A 23021-nucleotide genomic window follows, 5' to 3' on the forward strand; every position below is an offset into this window, starting at 1 on the left:
GGGGCATAAATGCCCCTAAAGGAATTGCCTTTCGGCAATTCCCGCAGGGAATTCCCCTTCGGGGAATTCGGGGTGGTTCCGGTCAACCCCCTTCGGGGGTTTTGTTGGGCGGGTTTGAATTGCCTTTCGGCAATTCTTGGTTGGTGGTTTTTGAAAGCCTTTCAGGCTTTCTTTAATTCCCGCGTTGCGGGGATTGATGGAGTGTTGGTTGTGGGGTGGGGCCCGCCTGCCGGSGGGTGGGGTGGTGGGTGGTGTGGGCCCCTTCGGGGCTTGAGGCTGTGGGGGTGTTTCGTTGGAGGGGTGTGGCTAGGGTCTGGGGTTTGGTGTCATGTGTGGTGGCTGGTTGGGGGGTTGGTGGTGGCTTGGTGGGGGGTGGGGGCCCCTGTCGGGGCCTGTGGGGGTGGGAGGGAGCGTGTGCGGGTGTCCCGGGGGGTGGGGTGGGGCGTTCGGGTGTGAGGGTGACGGCGTGATTCCTGAGGGGGTTTCAGTGCCCTTCCGGGCGCCGTGTCAGGGATAGACGCCCTGCCGGTCGCCTGATTCACAGGGGTGTGAGCGCGGGTCTGAATTCCGGGGGCGGCCTTTACGGCCGAATTCCGGGGCGCCGGGATTCGCCTTATCCCATCATCAAGGATCGCTCCCACATTTCTAGCGTACGTCGCGGACGGACCGCCACGACCTCCGAAGATGATGTCACGTCAGAGAATGGAGAATAAATATAGGCCCTCCGCGAATCGAATAGAAAACCACCGCCAGAAAAGAAAAAGGGAGGCCCTTCCGGGCCTCCCGCTCCGGCTATCACACCGTCAAAACACCCCAACACCAACCCACTTCACACCACCGGGCAGCACCGGGGTCTCAGATCCGTTCTAGGGCCCGTAGAGCCCTGGGGTGCGGCCCGGCCTGCCGCACCCCAGGGCCACGAATCAGACCCCCAGGCGGGGCGCAGCCACGTACTCCACACCCCACTCCGGCGGAACCGGCTCACCGTCTGCGTCCGTGCAGTACACGTTGAAGATCTCGGCGGCGTTGAGCGGCTTCGCGTAGAACTCGACGAGCTTCCAACCGCACACCCGGTACGTCTCGTTGGCGAAGTTCGTACGGATCACCGCACCCCCGCCGACGGACGCCGCGAGGGTGATGATCATCATCGCCTCAAGGGCGGCGTCCGGGTCCACGTCGGTCGTCTGGCCCTCGTTGCGGAACGGCACGGTGATCCCGATGGAGTCGCCGTTTGCCGATGCCGCGACGACGAGCACGTGACAGCCGTCCCCTACCGCGTCGAGGAAGCCCATGAACAGCGCGGCGGCGCGCTGGATCTCGTACGGGGTCTGGTTGTACGACGTGATTGCCATGCCGATTCCTCTCGGTCTGCTTCCGGTTCCCTGGGCGGCTGCCACCGCCGACCAATGAGACAACTATACCTCACATTCACCACTTTCGGGAGGCTGCGTGGATCTTTTCCGGGGTGTTTTCGCACGTGGGGAGGGCCAGGAACGCACAGCGCCCCACCCCTTGGGGGTGGGGCGCTTGCTGCTGGCGGTCAGTCCTCGCCAGGCAGGGAGATGGTGATCACGGGCTCCATGTCGTCGCCAGGCCCGCACGTGGCGAGCTGCTGTGTCCGCTCGCCCTCTTCGCTCTCTCCGTCGCGCGGGACGCGGTAGAGCTCGACGGTGCAGGAGGGGCCGCCGTCGGAGCGCCGGATGGCGTAGCGGGTCATCCGGAGCACATCCCAGAGGCGGCCTTCCTCGTCCTGGTAGGTCTGCCGGTTGTCCTCGTCCGTCCAGGCGACGCAGTCGGCCCACGCGGCCGCGGTGAGCGCGACGGGGAACCTGAACCCGGCTTCGCGGGCGATGTCGTCGCCGACGGCGACCAGGACCCCGTCGGCGATGGCGCGGGCCCGGCTGTAGCCGTGGATGACCTCCCCGAAGACGTAGGCCACGGAAACGGCCGGCTGCTCCGGCTCGGGGGTCCAGCGCATCGCGTCGGGGCCCAGACTGTCCCGGTTCGCTGCGCCGTTGATGAGGGTCTTGTCGGTCATGGTCTGCCCTTTCGTGAGGGGGTGCTTTCGGCGGCGGCGGGGTGCCACTCCCAGCCGCCCGGGGCGGGGCGCAGCCGGGTGGCTGCGCCCCGAGGGAGGGTCAGGCGTTGGCGGTGGACCGGGTGATGGACTGGCGGCGCACGCAGCGCAGCGTGAGGGCGGCCGGGTCCTCGGCGAAGGGGTCACTCAGCCGGTAGCGGGTGTCGGTGCTCCCGAGGTAGTCCGCGCGTCCGCAGTCGAAGCAGTCGCACGGCCGGGCCAGGTGGAGGCCGTGGTGCGACGGAATGCTCCCGTGGTAGATGACCAGGTCGCCGGGCTCGATGAGGTCGAGGGTGCGGAGCAGGGTGTCGGACATGATGTCTCCTCACGGCTGTGCGTGGATTCGGTTTGTGATCGACTGCCACCGCCGACCAACAAGACAACTATAACACACACAAGTCACTTTCGCGCCCTCATTGGCTCGTCTACCTGGGTGAATGCGGTTCGACCGCCCTTCGCCGACCGCGAGTGAACCGCCGGCGTTCCCCTCCGCGGCCGGCGGGAAGAGGGGAGCCGGTAGAGGGTGCGTTGTTGCCCGGACGTCGCTCCGGCTCGGCGCCCTGGCGGCCGGAGCACAGCTGCGCCCCCACCGTGCGTCAGCGGCACGGTGGGGGCGCAGGGCGGGGCGCGCCTAGCCGGTAGCGAGGCTGGCGCGTACGGCCTCGACGGCGGCGGCGGTGTCGGCGGCCAGGTCGGGGTCGTGGGAGTCGTGCAGGATCGTGAACTCCAGGCCGCTCTCGTCGTAGCGGCAGACGAGCCAACCGGCGTGTTCGGTCAGGGGGTAGTACACCTCGGCCTCGTGTCGGCCCTGGCCGCTAATGAGGATCTCTCCGCCATCGGGGGTACCGATGGAGACCCAGTAGCACCCGGAGCCGGGGTGGCCGCCCGCGGTGGCCTCGATGTCCTCGTCCTCCAGCACCTGGTGCAGGTACTCTCCGGCGTTCGGCGCACTGCCGAAGGTGCGGCAGTGGGTGTAGACGAGGTCTGCGGCGGTGTCCGGGTCGGGGGCGTCGAACTCCTCGGCCCACCGGGTGAAGTCCTCCTCGCTGGTGGCGAGCAGCTCGACCTGGTCCGCGACGGGGCCCGCGAGGACGTCGCGATGAGCAGCTCGGTGCTGTCGACGTCGAGGGTCAGTCCGATGACGGTGTACGTCTGGGTGGCGGCGGTCACGCGATCAGCTCGAAGTGCGCGGCGTCGACCGCCTGGGCGCCGAGGTCTCCGAGGAAGGCCGCGACGACGTAGGCGCCGTGGTCTCCGCCCCAGAGGGTCTCGGGGGTCTCCCCGTCTTCCTCGGCACGGTGCGGGAAGGCCTCCAGTACCGCGGCGGCCGCGTTTGCCTTGGCTTCCTCGAAATCCGCTCCGTCGGCGACGACTGCGAATGGTGAGGCGAGATCCCAGACTTCGTACCAGTCTCCGATGATGGTGAATTTCATGGTGTTTCCTTTCGCTGAATTCGGAGGCCCCGGAATTGGGTTCCGGGGCCCGGGGTGACCTGCGTTTAGCGGCGCGGCCGGGGGATGTCGCGGTGACGGTTGAAGAAGCGGTCGACGAGTACGAGCGCCTGGTCCTCGGTGAGGCCGAGCACGCTGCCGCCGGACGTGGTGGTGCCGGTGAACACGGCGAGTCCGCTGACCGTGTAGGGCCTGGTCCGGTAGGTGTGCAGGAGCTCGCTGGCCGGTCCGTTGTCGGGGTGCCCGAGCGGGAAGGCCCACTCGTCGGTCCACATGATCAGCCGGGTGGTCAGGTCGACGCATCGGACCTGGTCAGCGTCCAGCGCGTCCTGCGGGCGCATCTCGGAGCCCCAGTCGAGCAGGCGGAATCCGCCGGTGGGCTCGACCCGAAGGGCGTAGCTGTCCTGGAGGAGGGTGGGCATGGGGGTCCCCTTTCCTGGGAGTTGGTTTTCGGTGCGGGTCGGCTGCCACCACCGACCCGCAAGATAACTATACCTACTATCCATCACTTTGTGAACGTCTTGGAGGTGCGTTTCCCCTGTTCAGCGGCATGCCGAAGGCCCGCCGGCGGCACGCCCTGGCGCGCCGCCGGCCTTCCAGGGCGCCGGCGCCGGCGTCGCGATGGCCGACCGCGAAGATGACGCCCGTCCGCAGTGCCGAGGCGCGCGGTGGAGGCACGCTGCCCGAGCCGACGGCGCACAGACCGTCGCCGCGGCCGAAGGCGCCGTACGGACCGCGCGGCGCCGTCCAGCTGCCGACGGCCGGCGTGGCCCGGGGCCGGACATGACGGCGCCCCGGCGCGGCTGGTGGGCCGGGCCGGGGCGCGAGGGTGTGCTGGCTATGCCGTCAGGGTCCAGGGGCCGCTCAGGGACGGCGGGCCCGGCTGGCGGGGGTTGAGGTCGACGGTCACGTCACCGTCGTCCGTGTGGACGGTGAAGACCGTGGCCCAGGACTCGGGGTCGCGTTGGACGGCGAGTGCTTCGTAGGCGGCGTGTACGGGCGTGTCGGCGCCGATCTCGATGGTCCAGGTGACGCTGTACTCCGGCATGCGTTCTTGCCCTTCCTGGGCGCCCTCGGCGCCCGCGTGTCGGCTCTTGGGGGTCTAGGCGGCGAGGGTGAGTTCGACGTCGTCCAGGCTGCGCTCGTTGATGGTGACGCCGCTGAGGGGGTCGAGGTGGTCGAGCCAGATGTCCTCGTTGTCGGCGAGGTAGTCGCGCAGGGCGTTCGGGTTGCTGGCGATGTACGCGGGAAGCTCGACCTCGACGGTGAACTCGTACGTGACCTCCTCGGTCACGGTCAGGGCGAGGTGCGCGGTCACTTCCCGGTCGTGGCCCTCCGGCTCGGGCGCATCGGCGTTGACCACGAGGCACAGCAGGGCCGCCGTGTCCTCGTACGGGTCGGCATACACCTGCGCCGAGTCGGGGAGCCGGCCGAACGGGGCGCCGAGACGGTCGAGGTCGCTAAGGACCTGGAGCAGGGCCTGGGGATCGCGCGGATCGGTCCCGCCCCAGGCCGTGCGCAGTTCGGGGTCGGTGAGCTCGGGGAGCGTATCCAGGTCGCCGCAGACGCCCTGCGCGCCGCCGGCGGTCCGGAGGCTGTCGAGGTGGAGTTCGCCGGAGCGGGGGTCGCGGCGCAGCACCAGGTAGGCGGCGTGCGGGTACATGTGGGCCAGGGTGGCGGCGAGGGTGTGGGTCAGGCCCTGCGCCTGGGCCCGGGCGGTTTCGAGTGCGTCCTGGCAGTCCTGAAGGTTGGTGTGCATCGGTCCTCCTGAAGGGTGTTGAGGGGCCGGCGGTTCGGCCGGCCGAAGCTGGGCTCCTCCCCCCGGCGCCTGGCCGGGGGGAGGAGCGGGTCAGGCGCTGAGGAGCTGATTGCCGGTCCGCTGCCAGTACCCGGCCGGGGCGCGGTCCGCGCGGCACTGGTAGGTGCCGTAGGCGGTCACCTCGAACTCGTCGTCGCAGACCAGGACGCGGGCGTCCGGGATGAACTCCAGCGTCTTGCTGCCGACGGGAAAATCCCTGAAGTGCAGGAAGCGGTGGGGGGTGTTCAGGAACCAGTAGACGTCGCCGCGTTCCAGGTCGGTGTAGGGGACGCTGACGGTGTCGCCGGGGTGGAGCTTGCACCAGGTGCGGACGCCGAGGTCGGCGCAGATGTCCTGGACCCTGCCGTACATGACGTCGAAGGCGTCCGGGGCGATGCCCAGGGCGCGGTCGGTCTCGCCGCTCGGGCCGGTGAAGTGGACGGGGCCCCGGATGTCGAGGCCGTCGAAGCCGTAGCGGGCGGCGAGGTGCTGCGCCACGGTGTTGGTGGCTCCCGAGTCGCCGGGGAGGTAGTGCATGTCCGTCTCGGCGTCGAGCGGGACGGTGGTGTAGGTGCCGGGGCCGGAGAAGAGGCCGGTGAGGTCCCACTCGATGTGGGCGTCTCCGAAGGACCAGTTCACGAGCCGGTCGGGGTGGAGCGTGCCGAAGCAGCTGAATTCGTGCGGGTTGGTGAAGTCCAGGGGCATACGGGTCTCCAGGGTGTTCGCGCGCGTGTCCGGTGCTGGCCGACTGCCACCGTCGACCACAAGACAACTATACCACACACTCATCACTTCCGGGAGGCGCCTGGACCCTGTTTCCGCTGCTCAGGGGCTCATCACCATCCGCGCCCATCACGCAGAACTGGCCTCGCCCCGTACGGGGCGAGGCCAATGGATTGCCGGCGTTCAGGCCGTTGATGCGCCCGCGGTGATCAGCTGGTGGAGGACGTCCAGCGGCTGCTCGGCTCGGATCAGCCGGGCGAGACGGGCGCGCTGTTCGCAGATGCCGCGGCAGCCAGCGAGCGGCTGCAGGGCGTCCCGGTCGGTTGCGTCCCTCCCCCGGCGCGGGAGACCATCATCACCCTCGACGAGGCCGGGCAACCGGCCCGGGCCGCACGTCACCTCGGGCCATGCAGACCTGTTGGGGGCGGCCCCGGCCGGAACCGGGCCCGGTTCTCAACTGATAGGCAGCTACGGCATCGTGGTAGGCGGCTCCTCCGCGCCGGTCGACGGCTTCGCGGCGCTGAGGGCCGTCTGCCTCTTGCGGGACATCCTCGACCGGAGGTCTCTGAGCGTGGCCGCCACGAGGGGCGCTGCCTTGACCGCCACCGCCCCCGCGGCCAGGCCGACGGCCAAGGCTGCGACGATCCGCGGGTCGAGGTCGTCCTCCGTGTCGTCGGGGAACAACACGGCCTGCGTCTGCAGCCGGTTGTCCTCGCCCCGCAGAAGAGGGCTACTTCCTCCACCCGGCTGCCTGGACCGTGAGAATTTCGTCCCCGCCGGACGCTCGACAATCATCTTTTCCCGGACCCTCCCGGGCGGTGCATCAATCGCCATAGGGGCACTGTAGGAACCCGCGCCAGGGCCCGGAGGGGAAACGACCGAGCCCGTCCGGCCCGGGTGCCCCTCGCGCGCCGTCTCCGCGGTTAGGCAGCCAGGGCCAGCCGGCGGAGGTAGTCGGCCGCGGCCTCCTCGCCGACGTGGCGCCGCAGCGCGTCCCCGCGCGCCCAGAGCAGTGGGCCTTCCTCCGCCTCGACGCGGGCGGCCGCAGCGACGATTTCGGCAACGCTGAGCTTCTCCCTGAAGCGGTGGCCGATCTGCTCTTCCAGGGCGACGTACCGAGCGGGCAGGTCCAGGCCCAGGGCCCAGCACAGCCGTACGGCGCGCACCAGGACGTCCCGGCCGGCGAGTACGCAAAAGACGCAGGACAGGCGGGGGATGACGGCGTCGTACACGGGGTGGTACTCCAGGGCGGCTTCGGCGATCTGCTGCCAGACGTCGGTCTCGGAGAGCTCCAGGATCGGGTGCCAGGTCAGGACCAGGCGCTGCCCGGTGCTCGCGCGCATGTCGATGGCGAGAGGCAGCTTCCGGGCCCGGGCGGGGGATTCGGCCGCCCGAATTCCGAGGGCCGAGAGGATCAGGACCTGCCCGTCCAGGCCGAGGGCGTCGGTGATCTGCTTGAACAGCGGGGCGATCTTGTCGCGCTTCAGGGTCGAGGTGCACAGCCGGCGGGCAGCGTCGGGCCACATGCCGCGCTTCTCGACGAGGCCGAGCAGACCGCGGTCGGCCTGGACCACGACGAACTCGACGCCCCACCGCTCGGCCTGGCGCTGCGCGAGCTCGCGCACCCCCGGCCATTCGGACTCCTCCCCCAGGTCCGCGTGGACCATGACCACCTTGTCCAGGCAGCCGGCTTCGGCGGCCAGGGTGACCACGCGGTACGCGCAGACGAGCGAGTCCTTGCCCGCGCTGGTGGAGACAAGGATTTTGTCCGCGGCCAGGATGAGCTCGCGGGGAGTCTCGGCGAGCTCACCGAGGAGGGCGGCCGCAACGCCGGACCGGCGCTCGCCGCCGGTTCCGCGGCCCGGGGCGTGCGGGGTGTAGAGCGCCGCGAGGGCGCGGTTGGCCACGCGGGCCGCGTTGAAGGTCCGGCAGACCTTGGCCCGGGCCTCCTGCTCGCGGCGGACGAGGCCGGCATGGGTGGCCTGCTCGGCCTGCAGCTCGTCGGCCGCGCCCCGCAGTTGCAGGTCGCGGGTGATGCGTCCGTGCGCGGCGCTGGCCTTGGCGGCCCGGGTGCGGGCGCGGCCGGCGGCGGTGTACGCGGCGTCGGCCTGGTGGGCGCGCCGGATCCCCTCCAGCAGCCGGCGCCGGGTGAGCATGTCCATGGGTCTCCTCTGGGTGCGGGGTGGTGAGTTCGGCGCCGGGCGGCTGCCACTGCCGCCCGGCCGGGGGTGGATCAGAACGTGCAGAACCGCCGTGCGAGCGGCCGGATGCTGCTGCGGCGGCGCTCGCTGAGCCGTTCGGTCACCTCGCGGGCRCACCGGGCCGCGTCGGCGGCCGGGTCGAGCGGCGTGGGGGAACCGCCGACGAGGGTGGTGAGGTAGGTGCCGTCGGCGGCGTGCAGATGCGCGGACCAGGGTTCGCGGTGGTCAGCCGCGGGCCGGTCGGCGCGCTCGCCGGCGTACATCAGGACGTGCAGGACGCCGTAGGCGGCGTCCTCGTCGTCCGGGGCGTCCAGGTCAACGGCCATGATCAGGAAGGTCATGCCGCCCTCCTCTCCGGGGAAGGCGCGGCGACCCAGGGCGGCCAGTTCGGCGAGCAGCAGGTCGCCCTCGGTGGGTTCCGTCTGGTTGGTCATCTCGTTCCTTCGCATCGAGCGGGCAGGGGCGCATTGCCGCGCCGGACGGTGTCGTGCGCAGGGGGTGCCGGACCCCGGCACCCGGCGCGAGGTGGGCCGGGTGCCGGGGTGCGGGGCGCGCTGTACGCCCCGCGAGGTCCTACTGAGCGACGGTCGGCCGGTTGTAGGGGCGGGCGTTGTCCACGGCGACGGCGGCGGCGAGGCGCCCCCACTTCAGGTGGAGCTTGAATGCGGCTTCCAGGTAGAGCGCCGCCGCCTCCGGCCGCTCACCGGCTCCCGTCAGGTGGCGCTCGTGGAGGAGCTGGAGGGCGCCGCGCAGGCTGGTCTCCTGGGAGGCGAGCTGGATGCTGACGGGGTGCAGAGGCCGGGGCAGTTCGAGGGTGCCGAACACGGCGCTGGTGACGTACTGGCCGAGGCAGGCGGGGAGCCCGGTCGCCGTGTTCTGCGCGACGACGTCTTCGGCGATGGACAGAAGCAGGGAGGCGTCGAAGGGGATCGTGTTGGTGATGACGACACCGTCCAGGACCGGAGGAAGGTCGGTCTCGAAGGCCAGCGCGACGTCGTCGAGGAGTTCGGCGACCGTGGTGAGCGCCTCCTCGGCCGGGTGGTTGAGCACGCTCCTCTGTCGGGCGATACCGGCGATGGCGCGGGCCCGGGCGGCGGCGTGCAGGGCGTTGGGGAGCGGCGTGCTGATGATCATGACTCTCCGAAGGGTCTGAGGATGTGTGTCCGGTGTGGTCGACTGCCACCGTCGACCATGAGACAACTATACCCGCTATTCATCATCACGCAAGGGCTCGCCCTTACCCCCTCGGCAGAAATCCGCAGTCGGCACCGGCGTTGCTGCGGGCGGCCACTGGCAGTGCGCCGCCTGGGCGCAGCGCTCCGGACGCGGGCGATGGCGGCGGAGGGGAAGGGGAGCTGCCCGGCCCCTTGGGGCCGGGCGGGGCCCGTCAGCAGGCAGCCTCGGGGTCATCGGCCGTCGGCAGGGGCTCCCATTCCAGGGAGCGCGCGGTCTTGCGGGAGCGGCCGTCAACGGCGACGGTCACGCCGTCCCGGTACGCGCGGCCGCCGGCCATCCGTACGTCCACCGCTTCGACGGTGCCGGTCTGGCCGCTGGCCACGTGCCTGACCCGCTCGCCGACGGTGCGGGCCAGGTCCGCTTCCCTCAGGCGCCGTGCGCCGAGCCGGTGTCCGGCCTGCTGGACCAGGCGGCCGGCGCGGGTGGCCAGGGCGGCCGCGAAGGCTGCGTCGGAGTCCGGGGCCTCGACCCTCAGGAAGCAGCGGCCCTCGGGCAGGCCGGTGTGGGTGATGGTCCAGGTGTCGGTGATCGCGCCCCGGGCCTGGTCGGCGGCGGCGTCCTGCTTGGCCGCGGCATCCAGGGTCGGCACGTGCCAAACGTGCAGGGAGGAGTGGCCACCGGGCTCGACGATCCAGCCTTCGGTGCGCTCGAACAGCTCCTTCGCGACGCTCAGCCGAGTCAGGGGCGGCCGCCCGTTGGCGCTGGTGCTCAGCCTGCCGTCCTCGACCCAGGCGACGGCCAGGCGGCCGCTGGTGCCGTCCGGCCGGACCCAGTAGCCAGCCACCTCGCCGAGGTCGTCGGGGCCGGTGACGTCGGCGAGCGGCTGCCCGGCCAGGGCCGTCACCGCGGCGGCGGCCGCCGGGTGTTCGGCGTCCTGGGGCAGTACGCCCGTACCGGCCGCCGGAGCGGTCTCGGCCGGGCCGGCGGCGGGCGGCGGGACGAGGGCGGCGTTCCAAGAGCCCGGGCCGTACTCGGTGAGCTTGACGAGGCCTGCGGCGTGCAGGCTCCGGACGGCGGTGAGGTTGTGACCGTATCCGGCGCCGATCGAGCCGTCGCGCTTGACGATGGCGTACACCCGGCGCTGCGGTTCGGTCAGGGCGTCTTCGGCGCGCTTGTGGTTCTCCTGGGCGTTCAGGTGGTCGGCGCGCTCCTGGGCGTCGGCCTCGGTCTGCCAGTCGCCCGGGACGACCAGGCCCGAGGTGTTGACGACGTCGAAGCCTCCGTTCGCAGCCGGGCGGACGGTGTAGAGGGCGAGCGGTTCGCGCTCGGCGGCCGGGGCCGGCTGGGCGGCGGCGGGTGCCTGCCTCGGGGTGGCCTTGCGGGTGCGGGCCGGCTTCTCCTGGACGTTGACTTCCTCGACCGTGATGTTCTTCCAGCCCGCGCGCTCGGCGGTCCGGGCGGCCCTGGTGACGTTTGCCGCGGACATGGACCAGGTGTGCACGATGCGGCCCTCGCCGTCGCGGCGGTCGGCGATGACCGCGTGGGTGTAGTGGCGGGTTTCGCTGGTGCGGGTGCAGCCGGTGGAGGCGACGAAGGTGGTACGGGCCATGACGGGGCTCCTTGCGTGTGGGGTGTGTTTTCGGTGCCGGTCGGCTGCCACGGCCGACCGGGGGCGGGGCCGGGGGCGGTGGTGCCGCCCCCGGCATCGGGCTACTGGCCCCGGCGGAGCGCGCGGATGCGCAGGCCCGCCTTCTGGATCCGGTGCTCGACGGCGCCGTATCCAGCGCGGCTCCGGAGGTTGTAGTCCCGGAGCTGGAGGCAGAGCCGGAGCAGGGTGCGCTCGGACATGTCGTCGACCGTGCCGACCACGACGGGCTCGTTGGCGAACGCCATGCCCAGCGTCCTCGGCGCGAACGAGGGGGCGCCGAGCGTGTAGAACCACACCCGGTATCCGTCCTTCGGCGCGTTCTCGTTCCAAAGGCCCAGGACGATGGCCCGGCGGATACCGGTGTTCTTGCCCTCGTCGTAGCGGGGGGTGCGCACGACCGTGCCCGGCTCCAGAACGGTCTGGGTGGCGGAGGCGGTGGCGACGGTCATGTGGACTCCTTTGGAGAGGGGTGGGGGCGTCGGCAGGAATCCCCCACCGACACGAAAACTATACCCACCATCCATCACTTGCGCAAGGGTGCCCCCTTCTCAGGCGCGCCACAGGCGGACCCAGATGCTCACCGGCGATCAGGCACACGCCGCGCCGCCGCCGACAGCGGGGAGCGGGGGTGGCCGTCAGAACAGGGCGTACTGCGCTCCAGCGTTGCCCGGAGAGCCTTGGCGCCGGCGGATGCCTGGCGAGGCTCCACCCGCCCCCGCGGGCTCCCCCCGTACGGCCTCGTCCTCGATGGGAGCCGCAGGCCCCTCCGAGGTCGGCTCGCTCTTGGGGCACGCGCACCGGCACCACCACACGCACGGCTCGCCGCCGGGGCGCACGATGAACCGGGCGACGCACCGGCCCCGGGTGTCTCGCACCCAGTCGATGTTGTCGTCCACGTGAGGGCCGCCTTCCTGCCGGTGGACACACAGGTCGCAGCGGCCGGCCACGCAGTTCCAGCAGGTGCCCCGTTCGCACATGGCCCATCGGGCGAAGCCGAAGGGGTACTTGCGCTCGATCTTTTGGAGGTAGGCGGGCCACACCTGCTCGCACACCCACGCGCCCTCAGCCTCCTCCATCGGCGAGGGGTTGGGGACCGGATCCACGATGCCCATGATCAGGGCGCCCTGGAAGTTCAGGTTGGAGATTCCCCGTACGATCTCCCGCTCCTCGGGGGTGAGCGTGCGCTGCGGGCGGCGGATGACCGGGTACGCGAACAACCCGGCCTCCGGCCGCGGGCCGGCAGCGCGTCGGGTCTCGTTCATGCAGATCCCTTCGATGCTGAGCGTTCGGCAGCCTGCTCAATCGCGGGCAGGGGGCGGAGATCCGCCCCCTGCCGCGTACAGCGACGGTCAGCGCTCGGTCCGGGCGTAGTTGTGGCGGTCGTCGGTGGCGGCGAACTCGACCAGCTCGGGAACGTGCGCGCCCACCCAGGTGCCCAGCGGGCCGGGGCTGTCCTGCTGGCCCGTGAGCCAGCGGTAGACGTCCGGCTTGAGCTCGAAGAGCCTGCACTCCTCGTCCTCGGCGTAGAACTCAGCGTTGCCGCCGAATCCGTAGTCGTCGGCGACGTCCCACACGCAGACCAGGTACGGGCCGCCCTCGTCGTTGATGCGCCCGAAGACGAGCCGGATGTCGTCGGCGCCGTATCCGTGCTCGAACGCCCCGTGCAGCTCGGCGAGCTCGGCCCCGAGCTCCTGGGCGACCTCTCCGGCCGCGGTGCCCCCGGCGCTCGGCGCGGGGTCCTCGCCCTCCTGGTCCTCGTGTTCGCCGCCGTGCTCGGCGATCAGGTCGCGGAGCGCCTCGGTGGGCACGTCCAGGAACGTTACGGTTTCCGCGTCGAGGTCCGCGCCGATGAGCCACTGCTCCCACAAGTCCTCTTCGGCCCAGGCTTCGGTGTCCGGGGCGGTGAGGCCCGGCGAGAGGAGCACCTCGTCCGCCGCGCGGCCGCCGGGCCGGACCTTGACGAGGAGGGCGTGGCCGTCGGCCAGGCGGATGCGGGTGAAGCCGCGGTCGGTCCCTTCGGCGATGACGGCGTCGAGCCGGGTCGTGCTGAGGGTGTGGGTGCTCATGCAGTGCCTCCGAGTTGAGCGTTTCCGGGTGGTCGGCTGCCACCGCCGAACCACAAGACAACTATACATGCTATTCATCACTTCGCAAGGGGGTGCAGTCACGCGATCAAGAGCACGTCCCCGATGACCCTGGCCCGGTGCAGCGGCGCCGGGCCGCCGGCCGACCTCTTACGCGGCGCCGGCTCGGGCAGGTCGCGAAGCGGCCGGAAGACCGGCCTCTTCCCGGTGTGCTCCTTCCAGCGCTTCTCGAACCCCGGGCGCTGCTTGTCCGCGACGCCCGCAGGTGCGGCCACGATGAACGCCTCGGCGTGCGGCAGGCCTTCCGGGTCGTCCAGGTAGTGGGCGCGCCGGATCCCGGAGGCCTCTCCGTCGACCAGGCGGACGCGGTCGGGGAAGCGCCCGGCGAACCGGGTGACCAGTCCCTCGGCCCGCTCGCGCGGGCCCTCGTACACGGTGCGCACCGATCGCCAGGTCGGGCCCTTCTGCTGCGCGCCCCGGCACCGCTCGTCGTCGCCGAGGCACTGCGGTTCGGCGTCGACCGGCGCGCCGCCCTGGTCGACGACCGCGTGGATGCGGCGGGGAGCGCGGGAGTCGTCGAGGACCAGGACGCCGTCGGCGTCGCGGGGGCCGCCGCGGCAGACCTGGACCAGGCGAATCCGCCAGGCGCGCAGGAGCGGCAGGACCAGGCGGTCGGCGTAGGACAGGGAGTCGCTGAACTCGTCGCCCGTGACGGCGTGCACGATCACGAGGTCGGACAGGTCCGGCTCCAGGCCATTGCCGACCGGGTCGTTGATGAACCGCAGGATGTTGGCCGTGGAGTCCGCCCCCAGGCCCCATGTGAGGACCGTCCTGCGCTTGCGGGCGGAGCGGGGGCCGGAGCCACGCGACGGGGCGGGGAGGTGCGGGTGATGCGCGGGAGGGTGCAACACGGTCTCCTTCAGGGGTGCGTGTTCGGTGGTGCGGCTGCCACTGCCGCGAGGTGCTGGGGCGCGCCCGGGCCCGGGTGGACGTGCTGCGGGGCCGGGGCGCGGGACGCGCGGGCGGGGGCGGCTCTGCCGAAGGACCCCGCCCTGGAGGCGCCCCCGCTGGAGGGCCCGGGCGCGCGTGGATCAGCGGCCCGGGCCGGAGAGGAGCGGCTATCGGGTGACGGCGCCAGCCGCGACCCAGGCGGAGCGGGGGCTCACCGGGTTGTGCTTGACGATGGAGCGGGCCAGGGCGAAGAGGCGATATCCCTTCGGGGCGCCGGTGGCCAGTTCCAGGTTCCGGACTGCCACGTCGTACTGGAATCCGAAGACCACGCGCATGAGCTCGGAGCGGCCCATCTCGCGGCGGTAGTCGAGCATGTCGTGTGCTGCCTGGATGGCCTGCTCGCCGATGCCGGTCCAGACGCGGCCGTTGAAGACGTGGTCCCCGGCGGTGCGGTCGGCGTCAGTGACGTCGAGGGGCCCGGTGTGGGTGATGGTGAAGTGCTTGGGCCAGGCGGAGCGGGGGCCGAAGGCCAGCGCCGCGTACGCCTCGGCGGCGCCGTCCAGGGCCGTACGGACGGAGCGGACGGTGAAGCCCGGGAGCGTCCGGTCGTGCTCGGTGTCTGCCTTGAAGGCGTCCAGGCGGGTGGTCCCGCCGTAGTTGTAGACGTCCACGGTCGCGGCCCCGGGGAACAGGCGGCGGGCGGTGTCGAGGACGGCGTACGCGGCGCGGGAGGTGTTCACGAGGATCTCCTTGGGTGGTGCGTTTTCGGTGTGCGGCTGCCACTGCCGCCTCGGGACCCCGTCCCGATGAGAAAACAATACCCACGTTTCATCACTCGCGCAACTCTGCCCTCTTCCCTGATTGCTCGTCAGATTCCTGGGTCGGGAACGGCCGGCGGCCCCTACCCTCCGGGCCCCGCCGGCCGCGAGGGCCGACGTCGCCCGGAGATGTCAGCGAGAAGCCGCCGCAGCGCCCGGAACAACCGCTCCGCAATCGTCCGCCGCGCCCGGGACGCAGAGGCGCGCCACCAGCTGACGGACGGCACGCGGCCCGGCGGCGCGGATCCCAGGCGCACTGCGCCCGTGCGGGTGGACGGTAGCGCGCAGGATCTTCCCGGAGCGGGCGCCCACCTCCATCCACCCCCAACCGCCCTCGGGGCCGGGCGCAGCCAGGGTCACGTGGTGGCGCCGGATGGAGGAGCGCCACACGGGAAGGAGCCCGCGCTCTGTGGCCAGCGCCACGACCGAGCGGGTGTACGCGTTGAGGCCGTGCGGTACGGCGGGGACGCCGATGTGCAGCGCCCCGCCGCGCATGGCGAGCAGGACGCCGAACGGGAGGGGCGCGCGGATGTCGGCGGGGTCGCGGTACGGAAGCCGCCCGTGCGCGGGGCAGCGGGTGCACAGCAGGATGTCGGCGCGGTCGCTGTCACCGGGCACGAGGCGGGCAGCGGGATCCGCGCACTCGGGGCAAGGCGCGGTTCGCCATTCGTACGAGTCGGCAGCGGGCACGTGGCCTCCAGGGTCGAGAGAGGGTGGATCGCCCCGGGGCGGGGGCGACGTGGGCCGGGCGTGGCACGGGTCTCAGCGGGAGAGGTGCCGGGGGCGGGCGGGGGGCGATTCCGCCAGCCCGGCACAGCCAGGCGGCTAGAGAGGTTGCCTGGGAAAGGCCGTGCGGCGCGGCGGGGACGCCGATGCGCAGCGCCCCGCCGCGAGTGGCTCCGGCTAGATCAGCGACAACTGCTCAACCGCGTCGGGCGTCGCGTAGTGGTTGGGCTCGACCTCCACGAGGTAGTCAGGAACTTCACCCGTGAAGCGGAACTTGGGCGTCGGGCGGAGGTCTGCAGCCCATGCGGATGCGTGCGACACAAACGTTCCGCGCTCAGCGCGCCGGACGATGGCGCGGGCACGAACCGCGCCCTGCTCCTCAAGCCACCGCTTCCCCACACGCTGCGAGGCCGCCTCAGCGGCGACGGCCGCAGCCCGGTAGGCGGGGAGGTTGGCCCCGCGCAGCTCCGCGATCTTCGCCTTGACGGCCTTCGTGTGAGCGGATTCGAGCTGCGCCACGGTGCGGACCCTGCCTCCGATGTCCGTGCGGACCCGGTGGTCAGCACCAGCTACACGAACCGTCGTCTCGCGGAATTGGTCTGCCATGACTCCTCATTCATAAGCACTGGTCAGTTTGGGTATCCCGGGCGGAATTCGATCCGCCCGGGGCGTGGCGGGGGCGCCCCCTCCGTGCAGCCGATCCCCGGCCCCAGGGGAGGGCGAGCGGGGGCCCGCCCGGCGGGCGGGCCCCCGCTCGCCTACGCGGCGAGCTTCAGCTTGGGCGCCGGGTAGTCGCGCTCCAGCTCCATGTCGATCATCTGCTCAGGGGTGAAGACGAAGTGCGCCAGCGGGAACACCTCGGCCGCCTTCTCCTCCGGGACGGCGAGCACGAAGCGCATGCGGTGGATGGTGTACGCCTTGATCTGCTCCAGGGTGAAGGTGCGCATCTCGCCCCGGGCGCGGCACATCGCGCGGACGATGATGCCGCCCTTGCTGGTGGTGAGGATGTTGTGGATCTCGATGGTGCGCACCGACTCCTCGCCCTTGCTGTCGACATAGGTGATGGTCGTGGCGCGCTCGCCGTCCATGGCGCGGATCAGGTCGGTCAGGGTGCGGGTGGTGGTCTGACCGGCGGTGATCTTCATGGAGTTCGACACGGGTTTCTCCCTGGAGCGTGTGAGTTCGGTGGGGGTGTTGGCCGGGTGCCACTCCCGACCAACAAGACAACTATAACTCACACACATCACTTTCGGGAAGTCGGAACGGTCTTTTCCTCGCCCCGATTTCGCATTCACCCATTCGGCCGCCCGCATCGCGCCGGACGGCGACACCACGCCACTCCCACTTGACCAAAGTGACGAGTAATGGTTATAGTTGTCTCAGTTGATCGGCGGTGGCAGCCGGTCAGGACCGCGAAACACGCACTACGACAAATCCACAGCGAGGAGCCCCGAGATGGCCCGTACCTACAACGACCGCCCCGCGCACCTGCAGTCCCAGGAGCGGCCGTGGATCTCCCACCTGAAGGACGGGAGCAGGAAGTGGTACCAGCAGGCGGCACACAAGCGGGACCGCGCGGCGGTCCGGCTGGCACTGCGCCTCGGCGTCGAGCCGCCGCTCCCCCAGCGCCGCTGCGTCGACTGGGACATGCACTGACCAAGCTCCACACGAAGCGGCCCCGCCTTCCGGCGGGGCCGCTTCGGCATGTCCGGGCACAGCCTTCGATCGGGAGCGCACGCGGCGTTTCTGGCCGGGGCGGGCAGCGGGCGGCGGCGGATGCAGAGCGGGCGCCGGCGAGCGGGACCGGGCTGCGGAGCGAGCCGGGGGCCGGGTCCGTGCTGGCCTGAGCTGGGCTGGGATGGACCGTGATGGTCGAGGCCGGCCCGGCCCCGAGAAGAATCAGGCCTCTTCCTCCGGCTATCGCGGAGAAAGAGGTGTCGTCGCGGCGAGGGGGCTTGCCCACGGGGCCTGACCAGGCATAACGCTCAAGATCGAAAAAGTGGGGGTCCCACTCACGGTCACACCTCCGGTGCAACTCCTAGTGCACCTCTGCAAGCAACCCTCCAGCCCCCCTCCGGTGCAACTGCCGCAGAGGCACCGCGGCATGGGCTTGCCCACCACGGCAGCGCACCGGGCGGGCCGGCTCCTTCCTACCTCTGGCGGTGGTACCGGAGGTCGTGGCGGCCGGGCTCGCCGGGCATCACGTCGTAGCAGTCGGGGCACGACAGCCCGAGGGAGGCGATCATCCAGCCGCCGATCGCGACGGTCGTCCCGCAGTTGCCGCAGTGGTCGACGTCGGGAGTGGGACAGGTTGCCGGAAGCGGCGCGGAGCTCCTGGTGCTGGGGTAGGCCGGGAGGTCCGCGGTCCAGCTGTGCCGCTGGTACTCGGCGCGGGCGTCCTCCAGGAGGTAGAACCGTCCGGGGGCGTCCGCGAATTCGTCGGCCTGGGGACCATGCACCTCGACGTCCCACGCAGTGACCGACTGCCCGTCGCCGAGGGCCAGGGCCCGTTCCACGATCCGCATGCGGGCCGCCGTCGGCCCCGATCCGCGCACGCCCTTGTCGTACGGGGTCTGCACGTCCACGGCCGAGATGAAGCCGTGCTCCTCCACCGCCCGCGCGTTCGCGCCGGCGGCTTCCCTGGCCGCGGCCGCCCGCGCGGCCTTCTTCTCGTCGGCCCGGGCCTTCCGCTGCGCAGCTGCGGCCTTCTTCTTGGCCTCCTGTTCCTGCTCGGCGGCCCGCTGTCCGGCCAGGGTGGCCTGCCGCTGTTCGTACTGCTCCAGGGTGGGCTGCTGATCGCAGGTCCCGACGTGCTGCACCTCCCAGCGGCCGGGGCCGGGGGCCTGCCGGATCTGGACGTAGTGGGCCGTCTGCGGGGCCGCGGCCGCCTGGCACAGCGCGCAGGGCGCGCCGGCGGTCACCGGGCCCGGGGCGGGGCAGCTGCCTCGCCGGTGTTCGACCACGGCGTCCGGGCCCCGGCCGAGAAGCCGGCCTGCCCGGACGGCCACGGTTGTCGAGCACCAGACGCACGGCTCCGCCTTGATGTTCGGCCGACCGGGCCCGGGGGTGATCTCCTCGACCTCGGGGTCCGCGGGCTGCGGGTGTGCGGTCAGGTGCTTGTCGAGCATCTTCCGGGCGGCGGCGCCGAACATCGACTTGGCCTGGGCGAACCGCCGCTGCCACAGCGGCTGGAGGGTGCCGTCGGTGTGGACCAGGTGGAGAGCGACGGCGGCGTCCATGACCGGGTAGGGGCGGCCGAGGCGGGTCTCGGCCCAGCCTGTGCGGCGTTCGTCGACGACGAGCAGCAGGGTGCCGGGGGGCACCTCGACCACGGCACCCTGGCCCAGCTCCGGGCCGGCCAGGGCCCGGTGGCCCTCGGCCGCGGTGTCCAGGTCGGTCAGCAGCTGGCGCCAGGACCGGTAGATATCGGCGTCGTCGGGAACCGTGGGAACCGTGATGCGGGACAAGGAAGATCACCTCTCGATCACCCCACCAGCGCGGGGAGGACGGCGCTACGCCGTGGGTCAGAAGGGGAGGCCCCGCGCGGGCAGGGCAACAGGAGGGACTGGACCGTGAGCCCCGCGACCGCGGGGACGAGCTTCCGTCGGGAAGCCGTGCCGTCCTTCGACACACCCCCGCGCCGGCGGGGAGCAGCGTGCGCACAGACCGTCCTGGCTGATCGTCAGCGGCCCACCTCCGCTTGCGCGGAGAGCACCGGGCAAGTCTACCGACGGGCGGCCGGCTTGGCGGGGGCTCCCGCCCGGTTGCCGGGCCTGTGCTCTCTCGCCGGGTGATCGGCGGTCCGGCGCCGGTGTCACCTGCCGGCACTAGGCTCTGGGCGCATGACCGTCCACTTCACGACCGCCGTCATTCCGGGCGCCATGATGGGCCGCGACGAGGACAACGCGATGCTGCTGCTCGCGGCCGACTCCGCTGAGGACATCCCGAACCTGCCGGTGCCCACCGCCCTACACGTGGTGGACAACAACCTCGGGCTCTTCGTCCACGGCCAGATGATCGGCGCCCCGATTCCGGTCTCCGACACCTGGGTCCGCGCGGCCGCGGCCGTCGGCGACTTCGACGCCCAGGCCAAGGTCGCGCTGCTCCTGGAGCCCCTGCCCGGCGACATCGACACCAGCTTCGCCCCCGTCCAGGAGGGCGTCGCCGAGCCGGACCTGCCGGTGTGGGTCGGCGATGTGCTCGTCGGCCGGTACAGGATGGCGCTGCGGGACATGCGCGTGTCCACCGGGTTCCTCGGCAACGTCGACATGGGGTTCGGCGTACCGCAGGACGTGGCCGGCTGGGCGACGATCCTGCACGATCCGCACAGCGCCTAACCGTCCCGACCCCGGGCTACAGCTGGGTCCGAGCCAGCCGCTGCGATCACCCGCTCCTTCACCCTGTGGGCAAGCCTCTTGAGCTGGTGTTATACGGCCCGGGCAAGCCTGTCCGTCTCTTGGGCAAGCCCTGGTCCACCCGCCTGGGCAAGCCTGCCTATCCCGTGGGCAAGCCGTTCCAACGAGCCGGGGCAAGCTGGTCAGCACAAAGCACACAGGCTCTCTCCGGCGGGATGAGAACGCCCGGCCCTGTGAAGGGCCGGGCGTTCGTCTCGGCGCAGCTGGCGCATCGGAGCGAGCGACTCCGGGAGGCTATGCGCGGACGGGGTCGGCGGTCATCGTCTCTTTCACGTAGGAGGGCAGCACCCGGCTGGTGCGCAGGGCCTGCGCGACCACGGTGAGTAGGTCGTCCCCCTCGACCCCGGCCGGCGCGGCCCCGCGGATCCGGGTCCACGCCTGTGTCGCCCGTATGGCAAGCGCGAGAATCGTCTCCGGGGAGACGAGATAGAGGTGTGGCAGCGCGCCGGTTACCCCATCGTCGGAGACGATGCCCTTGGGTGAGGCGATGACGCTGATGCTGTCGGCCGGCGGCTTGTCGACTTGCTGGTCTCCGGCAAGCTGCTGCAGGTGTGTGTTGGTCTGCCGGATGTCGTTCAGGCTGATCCCGCCCTCGGACTTCTGTTCGCTCTTGGCCTCCACGGTCAGCCACCAGGAGGGCCACAGCCAGGCCGCGTCCTCGCGGCCCTGGTCCGACGACTTGAACGAGCGAGCCCCCAAGAGTTCACCTAGGGAGACGAGGCCCTGCTCGTACTTGGTGGCGTTTCGGTTTCCGAGGTTGGCCAGCATCTCGGTGGCAAAGGCTTCGTACTTGGCGGCCGTCTTGAGCTTCTTGGACCGGTAGGCCTCGGCGACAGCGGCCACGGCCTCGCTGTCCACGACGCCGAGCTCGGGCTCGGCGTCCGCCTGGCCCTCGATCTCCCGCAGCCACGTGGTACCGATAGCTGCCTTCCGGGCTCGGTCCAGCAGTTGCTCGGCGCGCGCCGGAGCCGCCGGGGCCCCGATGGCCAGCCGGGCCCACGCGGAGCCGAGGTAGGCCCACATCGCTTGGTACGGGCGCAGTTCTTCGCCGGTCAGGAGGTTGAGAGCCTGTACCGCGCGCTGGGAGGCGGCGTCCCAGTCCTCCAGCCAGGCGGCTTGCCAGGCCAGGACCTCGTGCTCGGCGCTGTCGGCCAGCTTGGCCACGTAGGCGGGTTCCTGCTTGATGCACTCGGAGCGGCGCTCGACGATGTCCGGCTCGGCGTCCTCCTGCCAGATTTCGTCGCGGTCCAGGGCGCTGCGCGCCAGGGCGACGAGGTCGGATGGGGCGACTTGGCTGTTGTCGCGGCCGAATGCGATTTCGGCCTGGAGCTCGGGAGGCAGGCCTTCCCGGACGTCGAGGCGGGAGAGGAAGCGCTGGAGTTCGCGCCCGGTCACGATGACCAGGGCGAAGTCGCGGGGTCCGCGGGTGCAGCGTCCGGCGCCTTGGATGACGCGGGTGCGGACCCGCTCCTGCGCGACGCGGCCGGCGCGCAGCCGGGTCTGCAGGAACTGGTCTTGCAGGTGGAGGCTGTTGGGGAGGTCGTGCATGAGGATGATGCTGCAGGACTCGTCGGGCATGTCCATGCCGTCGAATCGGCTCGGGGCGAGCAGCATGCCTCGTTGGGCTTTCTTGAACGGTTGGAGTCCGTCCAGGGTGTCGCCGGGCTGGAATCGCTCAGTGTGAGGAATGTCCAGGGTGTCGGCGATCTTGGTGGCCGACTTCTTGTCGGGTGTCAGCACGACGCTTTTGCCGCGCAGTGCGATCAGCTGGCCCACGAGACCGCCCTTGATCTCGGGGTCGGCAGGGGCCTCGGCCGTGTCGGATGGGGTTGGCGGGTTGGGGTCTGCGGCGTGCAGTCCGGCGGGGCCGAAGGGGTCCTGGGTCGACTCGGCCAGGTCGGGGAAGACGAAGAAGCGGCGGCCGCTGCCGATGTTCTCCCACTCCGGCGGCGCCGGAATCCGGCTGATCTTCAGTCGGCCGAAGGCCCGCTCCAGTTCGCCGCCTTCACCGAGGGTCGCGGAGAGGTAGATCCGCTGCTGGGGGCCGGTGAACGGATCGTGCGTGAACGTCGGGGGAAGCATCGGCCGGATGTACCAGCCTTGCGGGCTGACGTAGAAGAGGCAGGCGCGCAGGTGCGGGCGGATCATCTTGAACCGGTACGAGGCGTTGCCGGACAGGGTCGAGAGCACCTTGTCCAGGTCGGGGGCGTGCTTGGCCACCGCCGTCGCCGGCACCAGCCGGACTTCCGCGCCGCTGTGCCGGTCGGTCAGCCGGGTCACCAGGTGGGGGTCGAGGTCGTCGCCGAAGACGTCCAGCAGCGAGGTGAACTGGTTGGCCGCGGCCGGGATGTCCACCGCCCAGGCGTCCGCTACGTAGTTCTCGGCGGCGTGCGCATCGTCAAAGAGCAGACTCTGGGCGTCCGGGAAGGCGGAGTTGGTGTTGAAAACGTGGCTGTAGACCGTGATCGCCACGGCGTCGGCGCCCTCGTAGCGGGCGAGGTCCTGGTCGGAGAAGTCGGAGCGACCGCCGATGAACAGAGCGGCCGGTACGCCCTGGGCCCGGGCGGCTGTCCAGACCTGGTGGGCGAGCTGCTTGGTCGGGCAGGCGTACACCGAACGGTGCTTGAAGTAGCGCCGCCGCCAGTCCGCGAGGAGCAGACCGACCAGCGTCTTGCCCGAGCCGGTCGGGAGCTCCAGGGCGACATCCGGCTTGTTCAGGAGCTCGGGTGAGGCGTAGGCGCGCAGCATGTCGGCCTGGTGGGACCACAACGCTCCGTGGCCGGTGGTCGTACGCGGGAGCACGCCGAACAGGGCTTCCGGTGTCGGCGGCGCCGTCACCTGCTTCGCGCGCTGCCGGAATCGGACTGGCTGCTTGTTGTCGTCCACGCTGACCCCCTCGGCGCCGGATGCCGACGCGTACGTTCCGCTCCTCGACGCAGTGATCGTAGTCCCG

Annotated in this window: 26 protein-coding genes; 2 read left to right on the forward strand and 24 right to left on the reverse strand. The window is 71.2% G+C overall.

Annotated features, from left to right (window positions below; all coding sequences use genetic code 11):
* Positions 1 to 923 precede the first annotated feature (923 nt).
* From AB4039_RS21480 to AB4039_RS21585, 22 genes are all read right to left on the reverse strand, one after another.
* The gene (locus tag AB4039_RS21480) at positions 924 to 1352 is read right to left on the reverse strand and encodes a hypothetical protein (RefSeq protein WP_442271507.1); all 429 of its coding nucleotides are present in this window, start codon (positions 1350 to 1352) and stop codon (positions 924 to 926) included.
* 188 nt (positions 1353 to 1540) lie between these two features.
* A complete protein-coding gene (locus AB4039_RS21485; protein ID WP_442271508.1) occupies positions 1541 to 2038 on the reverse strand; it encodes a DUF6573 family protein in 498 nt (165 codons plus the stop codon).
* A gap of 100 nt (positions 2039 to 2138) precedes the next feature.
* Entirely contained in the window at positions 2139 to 2393 is a 255-nt protein-coding gene (locus tag AB4039_RS21490) for a hypothetical protein (RefSeq protein WP_042815416.1), read from the reverse strand.
* 315 nt (positions 2394 to 2708) lie between these two features.
* A complete protein-coding gene (locus tag AB4039_RS21495; RefSeq protein WP_442271509.1) occupies positions 2709 to 2996 on the reverse strand; it encodes a hypothetical protein in 288 nt (95 codons plus the stop codon).
* Between the two features lie 247 nt (positions 2997 to 3243).
* Positions 3244 to 3510, reverse strand: coding sequence for a hypothetical protein (locus tag AB4039_RS21500; RefSeq protein WP_442271510.1), 267 nt, complete (start codon positions 3508 to 3510; stop codon positions 3244 to 3246).
* A gap of 65 nt (positions 3511 to 3575) precedes the next feature.
* Positions 3576 to 3950 (reverse strand): DUF3846 domain-containing protein, encoded by a 375-nt coding sequence (locus AB4039_RS21505; protein ID WP_442271511.1) that lies wholly within the window; start codon positions 3948 to 3950, stop codon positions 3576 to 3578.
* A 416-nt stretch (positions 3951 to 4366) separates the two neighbouring features.
* Positions 4367 to 4576 carry a hypothetical protein gene (locus AB4039_RS21510; protein ID WP_442271512.1) on the reverse strand — a complete coding sequence of 70 codons (210 nt, stop codon included), beginning with the start codon at positions 4574 to 4576 and terminating at the stop codon, positions 4367 to 4369.
* 54 nt (positions 4577 to 4630) lie between these two features.
* Positions 4631 to 5287 (reverse strand): hypothetical protein, encoded by a 657-nt coding sequence (locus AB4039_RS21515; protein ID WP_442271513.1) that lies wholly within the window; start codon positions 5285 to 5287, stop codon positions 4631 to 4633.
* 90 nt (positions 5288 to 5377) lie between these two features.
* On the reverse strand, positions 5378 to 6031 hold the full coding sequence (locus AB4039_RS21520) for a hypothetical protein (protein WP_442271514.1): 654 nt from the start codon (positions 6029 to 6031) through the stop codon (positions 5378 to 5380).
* 486 nt (positions 6032 to 6517) lie between these two features.
* Positions 6518 to 6883, reverse strand: a complete 366-nt coding sequence (locus AB4039_RS21525; protein ID WP_442271515.1) for a hypothetical protein — start codon at positions 6881 to 6883, stop codon at positions 6518 to 6520.
* An 89-nt stretch (positions 6884 to 6972) separates the two neighbouring features.
* Positions 6973 to 8211, reverse strand: a complete 1239-nt coding sequence (locus AB4039_RS21530; protein WP_442271516.1) for a phosphoadenosine phosphosulfate reductase domain-containing protein — start codon at positions 8209 to 8211, stop codon at positions 6973 to 6975.
* A 71-nt stretch (positions 8212 to 8282) separates the two neighbouring features.
* Positions 8283 to 8684: a hypothetical protein gene (locus AB4039_RS21535; protein WP_442271517.1), complete on the reverse strand. Its 402-nt coding sequence runs from the start codon at positions 8682 to 8684 to the stop codon at positions 8283 to 8285.
* Between the two features lie 139 nt (positions 8685 to 8823).
* Positions 8824 to 9384 (reverse strand): hypothetical protein, encoded by a 561-nt coding sequence (locus AB4039_RS21540; protein WP_401573215.1) that lies wholly within the window; start codon positions 9382 to 9384, stop codon positions 8824 to 8826.
* A gap of 253 nt (positions 9385 to 9637) precedes the next feature.
* Positions 9638 to 11035 (reverse strand): hypothetical protein, encoded by a 1398-nt coding sequence (locus AB4039_RS21545; protein WP_442271518.1) that lies wholly within the window; start codon positions 11033 to 11035, stop codon positions 9638 to 9640.
* A gap of 101 nt (positions 11036 to 11136) precedes the next feature.
* Complete coding sequence (locus AB4039_RS21550; RefSeq protein ID WP_442271519.1) at positions 11137 to 11523, reverse strand: DUF6409 family protein; 387 nt, start codon at positions 11521 to 11523, stop codon at positions 11137 to 11139.
* A gap of 186 nt (positions 11524 to 11709) precedes the next feature.
* Entirely contained in the window at positions 11710 to 12336 is a 627-nt protein-coding gene (locus tag AB4039_RS21555) for a DUF6248 family natural product biosynthesis protein (protein ID WP_442271520.1), read from the reverse strand.
* 87 nt (positions 12337 to 12423) lie between these two features.
* Positions 12424 to 13140 carry a hypothetical protein gene (locus tag AB4039_RS21560; protein WP_442271521.1) on the reverse strand — a complete coding sequence of 239 codons (717 nt, stop codon included), beginning with the start codon at positions 13138 to 13140 and terminating at the stop codon, positions 12424 to 12426.
* A 98-nt stretch (positions 13141 to 13238) separates the two neighbouring features.
* Complete coding sequence (locus tag AB4039_RS21565; protein ID WP_442271522.1) at positions 13239 to 14069, reverse strand: hypothetical protein; 831 nt, start codon at positions 14067 to 14069, stop codon at positions 13239 to 13241.
* 207 nt (positions 14070 to 14276) lie between these two features.
* Positions 14277 to 14849 (reverse strand): hypothetical protein, encoded by a 573-nt coding sequence (locus tag AB4039_RS21570; protein ID WP_442271523.1) that lies wholly within the window; start codon positions 14847 to 14849, stop codon positions 14277 to 14279.
* 210 nt (positions 14850 to 15059) lie between these two features.
* On the reverse strand, positions 15060 to 15617 hold the full coding sequence (locus AB4039_RS21575; RefSeq protein WP_442271524.1) for a hypothetical protein: 558 nt from the start codon (positions 15615 to 15617) through the stop codon (positions 15060 to 15062).
* A 213-nt stretch (positions 15618 to 15830) separates the two neighbouring features.
* Entirely contained in the window at positions 15831 to 16172 is a 342-nt protein-coding gene (locus AB4039_RS21580) for a hypothetical protein (protein WP_442271525.1), read from the reverse strand.
* Between the two features lie 239 nt (positions 16173 to 16411).
* Positions 16412 to 16810: a WYL domain-containing protein gene (locus AB4039_RS21585; RefSeq protein WP_442271526.1), complete on the reverse strand. Its 399-nt coding sequence runs from the start codon at positions 16808 to 16810 to the stop codon at positions 16412 to 16414.
* Positions 16811 to 17108: 298 nt separating this feature from the next.
* On the opposite strand from AB4039_RS21585, the gene AB4039_RS21590 reads away from it, so the two are divergent.
* The gene (locus AB4039_RS21590) at positions 17109 to 17309 is read left to right on the forward strand and encodes a hypothetical protein (RefSeq protein ID WP_411107377.1); all 201 of its coding nucleotides are present in this window, start codon (positions 17109 to 17111) and stop codon (positions 17307 to 17309) included.
* A gap of 494 nt (positions 17310 to 17803) precedes the next feature.
* Here AB4039_RS21590 and AB4039_RS21595 read toward each other — a convergent pair whose 3' ends face one another.
* A complete protein-coding gene (locus tag AB4039_RS21595) occupies positions 17804 to 19120 on the reverse strand; it encodes a hypothetical protein (protein WP_442271527.1) in 1317 nt (438 codons plus the stop codon).
* 375 nt (positions 19121 to 19495) lie between these two features.
* On the opposite strand from AB4039_RS21595, the gene AB4039_RS21600 reads away from it, so the two are divergent.
* On the forward strand, positions 19496 to 19990 hold the full coding sequence (locus tag AB4039_RS21600; RefSeq protein WP_442271528.1) for a hypothetical protein: 495 nt from the start codon (positions 19496 to 19498) through the stop codon (positions 19988 to 19990).
* 312 nt (positions 19991 to 20302) lie between these two features.
* Here AB4039_RS21600 and AB4039_RS21605 read toward each other — a convergent pair whose 3' ends face one another.
* Positions 20303 to 22954 carry a DEAD/DEAH box helicase gene (locus AB4039_RS21605; RefSeq protein ID WP_442271529.1) on the reverse strand — a complete coding sequence of 884 codons (2652 nt, stop codon included), beginning with the start codon at positions 22952 to 22954 and terminating at the stop codon, positions 20303 to 20305.
* Positions 22955 to 23021 lie beyond the last annotated feature (67 nt).

The organism is Streptomyces sp. M-16 (assembly GCF_052114405.1).
Taxonomy (GTDB): Bacteria; Actinomycetota; Actinomycetes; order Streptomycetales; family Streptomycetaceae; genus Streptomyces.

What these genes read in the sequence shown, in the direction of transcription:
- AB4039_RS21515 (WP_442271513.1), bottom strand. Translation starts at nt 5,287, where the DNA reads ATGCACACCAACCTTCAGGACTGCCAGGACGCACTCGAAACCGCCCGG.
- AB4039_RS21525 (WP_442271515.1), bottom strand. Translation starts at nt 6,883, where the DNA reads ATGGCGATTGATGCACCGCCCGGGAGGGTCCGGGAAAAGATGATTGTC.
- AB4039_RS21520 (WP_442271514.1), bottom strand. Translation starts at nt 6,031, where the DNA reads ATGCCCCTGGACTTCACCAACCCGCACGAATTCAGCTGCTTCGGCACG.
- AB4039_RS21550 (WP_442271519.1), bottom strand. Translation starts at nt 11,523, where the DNA reads ATGACCGTCGCCACCGCCTCCGCCACCCAGACCGTTCTGGAGCCGGGC.
- AB4039_RS21490 (WP_042815416.1), bottom strand. Translation starts at nt 2,393, where the DNA reads ATGTCCGACACCCTGCTCCGCACCCTCGACCTCATCGAGCCCGGCGAC.
- AB4039_RS21555 (WP_442271520.1), bottom strand. Translation starts at nt 12,336, where the DNA reads ATGAACGAGACCCGACGCGCTGCCGGCCCGCGGCCGGAGGCCGGGTTG.
- AB4039_RS21480 (WP_442271507.1), bottom strand. Translation starts at nt 1,352, where the DNA reads ATGGCAATCACGTCGTACAACCAGACCCCGTACGAGATCCAGCGCGCC.
- AB4039_RS21505 (WP_442271511.1), bottom strand. Translation starts at nt 3,950, where the DNA reads ATGCCCACCCTCCTCCAGGACAGCTACGCCCTTCGGGTCGAGCCCACC.
- AB4039_RS21560 (WP_442271521.1), bottom strand. Translation starts at nt 13,140, where the DNA reads ATGAGCACCCACACCCTCAGCACGACCCGGCTCGACGCCGTCATCGCC.
- AB4039_RS21590 (WP_411107377.1), top strand. Translation starts at nt 17,109, where the DNA reads ATGGCCCGTACCTACAACGACCGCCCCGCGCACCTGCAGTCCCAGGAG.
- AB4039_RS21530 (WP_442271516.1), bottom strand. Translation starts at nt 8,211, where the DNA reads ATGGACATGCTCACCCGGCGCCGGCTGCTGGAGGGGATCCGGCGCGCC.
- AB4039_RS21600 (WP_442271528.1), top strand. Translation starts at nt 19,496, where the DNA reads ATGACCGTCCACTTCACGACCGCCGTCATTCCGGGCGCCATGATGGGC.
- AB4039_RS21510 (WP_442271512.1), bottom strand. Translation starts at nt 4,576, where the DNA reads ATGCCGGAGTACAGCGTCACCTGGACCATCGAGATCGGCGCCGACACG.
- AB4039_RS21485 (WP_442271508.1), bottom strand. Translation starts at nt 2,038, where the DNA reads ATGACCGACAAGACCCTCATCAACGGCGCAGCGAACCGGGACAGTCTG.
- AB4039_RS21540 (WP_401573215.1), bottom strand. Translation starts at nt 9,384, where the DNA reads ATGATCATCAGCACGCCGCTCCCCAACGCCCTGCACGCCGCCGCCCGG.
- AB4039_RS21545 (WP_442271518.1), bottom strand. Translation starts at nt 11,035, where the DNA reads ATGGCCCGTACCACCTTCGTCGCCTCCACCGGCTGCACCCGCACCAGC.
- AB4039_RS21500 (WP_442271510.1), bottom strand. Translation starts at nt 3,510, where the DNA reads ATGAAATTCACCATCATCGGAGACTGGTACGAAGTCTGGGATCTCGCC.